The organism is Shimazuella sp. NTD247, assembly GCF_059510415.1.
In genome coordinates, this window is sequence record NZ_JCAJZU010000021.1 from 1 (window position 1) to 1988 (window position 1988).

Consider the following 1988-nt stretch of genomic DNA (forward strand, 5'->3'; position numbering starts at 1 on the left):
TGAACTTTGTAACAGGATACACTGTACAATTAAAAAGTGACCCATATGAGGAGGGAGTCTGATCGACTTACCTCTCCCACATGGGGTCACGCTTCACTTCTCGATCTGCAGAGCGGTCTTCACTGCTTCGAGAGCCTTCTTGAAGGTCTGCATCGGTTCGTCGTAGACGAGATCGAAGTCACCCAACGAGAGTTGCTCCTTTACCTCGATGGAGAAGCTCCATGCCCACATGTAGGCATACGGCTCGTTGAGACAGAGATTGAACACGAACATCACCACAGGGAACTGCGTGTGTGGATCCTGCCGGGCAGGGAAGTGTTTCCCAACGAGCGGAAACAGCAAGTCCGTGTCGCGTGCGTCCAGCTCCTCGTCAGCCAGCATCTTCTGTATGAATTCGACCTCTTCCTTCGAAACATCGAGGGAGTCGAATGCTGCCAGCTCCTGCTGGAAGTTCTCGATCTTGCGGTACCTCTTCTGGAGAAGAGGGGGAAGCTGGTCGAAGTGCTCCTTGAGCTGTTCCAGCATTCGCTGGAACTTCTCGCTCGGGATGAGGGACAGACGAACCTTGCCATCGTCCATCGGCTGCTCATCCACAGAAACGAAAACGGACATCAAATCCTCCGGGAAACGTGACGATGTAAACTTACTTCTTAGTATAGTATAATGAAAATGATTAATAAACAGAATTGATTAGACACCTTAGAGGTGTTGTCATCAAGCGTTAGGGGATTCGTTTATGCCAATTGTAGAAGGAACCGATAAAAATTTTGCAACAGATGTAGAGGGAGCTAATAGTGGAACAGTCCTAGTCTATTTTTGGGCTCCTTGGTGTCCGCCATGTAAAATTTTAGGACCAATTGTAAATGAGATCAGCGAAGAAATTGGGAATAAATTAACCATTTCTAAATTAAACGTCGATGATAATCCAGAATCAGCAAGCAAATTCAATATCATGAGTATCCCTACATTACTTGTCTTTCAAAATGGTGAACGGAAATCGAAAGTAATAGGTTTGCAGTCAAAAGAGCAATTAATTCAATGGTTAAGTGAGTATATTTGACAACTCCACACGGCTAAAGCCGTGGGATTCTTGAGTAATCCTCGGTAATCCAAGGAAGTTTACCAAGCTTAGACCGTGAGTCCCACGGCAAGTAATCTTCTACCTTCTTTCACTATGTTTTTGGCTGCATTGATGTCTCGATCATGGGAAACGCCACATTCTGGGCATGTCCATTCTCGTAGCTGGAGTTGCTTCACTTCTTTGTTTTTATATCCACAACTCGAACAAAGCTGACTCGACGGGAAGGATTTTCCCACTTTCACCAACTTCCTTCCGTATTCTTTCGCTTTGTATTCTAACATCGTAACAAACTCCGACCACGAAGCATCGGTGATCGATTTTGCCAGCTTCTGATTCTTCACCATGTTTTTTACTTGCAGCGTTTCGATGCTGATGACTTGGTTTTCGTTCACCAGTTTTGTCGATAGTTTATGTAAAAAATCATGACGGGCATGGGTGATTTTTTCATGGATGCGAGCGACTTGGATACGAGCTTTGTGCCAGTTGGACCCGTCTTTTTTTCTTCTTGCCATCGTTTGCTGTGCTTTTGCTAGTTTTTGTTCATATTGGCGGAAAAATCGGTTCGTAATCTTTTTTGTTCCATCATCAAAAATCGCAAAATCTTTCAGACCCAAATCAATGCCAATGGCTTCTTTTCTTGCTGGTATAGATCGCAAATAGCATCCCTCGCAAAGAATGGATATTTTATATTTCCCTGTAGCTGTACGACGGATCGTTGCGGATAAAATACGACCACTTATTTCTCGAGAGAGGACAAACTTCACCCAGCCTAATTTTGGCAGTTTGATTTTGTTCCCCTTGATTTCGATGGTCGGTCTGCTATTTTTGGAATAATTACACTGACTCGTATACGCTTGCACTCGATTTCTCCTACTCTTGAAACGCGGAGCATCGTTTTGTTTTCGGA

The 1988-nt window shown here is 44.2% G+C and carries 3 protein-coding genes; 1 reads left to right on the plus strand and 2 read right to left on the minus strand.

The features are described 5' to 3' along the window. Window positions 1-93 precede the first annotated feature (93 nt). Complete coding sequence (locus AC5WOC_RS21140) at window positions 94-579, minus strand: hypothetical protein (protein ID WP_496057410.1); 486 nt, start codon at window positions 577-579, stop codon at window positions 94-96. A gap of 157 nt (window positions 580-736) precedes the next feature. On the opposite strand from AC5WOC_RS21140, the gene trxA reads away from it, so the two are divergent. Beyond that, a complete protein-coding gene (gene trxA / locus AC5WOC_RS21145) occupies window positions 737-1060 on the plus strand; it encodes a thioredoxin (protein WP_496057411.1) in 324 nt (107 codons plus the stop codon). Window positions 1061-1128: 68 nt separating this feature from the next. Here the strand turns inward: trxA and AC5WOC_RS21150 are convergent. Then, window positions 1129-1988: RNA-guided endonuclease TnpB family protein (locus AC5WOC_RS21150; protein WP_496057412.1), on the minus strand; the 860-nt coding region annotated here is incomplete at its 5' end.

Bases quoted from the DNA above. Each gene is read 5' to 3' on its own strand.
- trxA (WP_496057411.1), top strand. From the start codon at position 737: ATGCCAATTGTAGAAGGAACCGATAAAAATTTTGCAACAGATGTAGAG.
- AC5WOC_RS21140 (WP_496057410.1), bottom strand. From the start codon at position 579: ATGGACGATGGCAAGGTTCGTCTGTCCCTCATCCCGAGCGAGAAGTTC.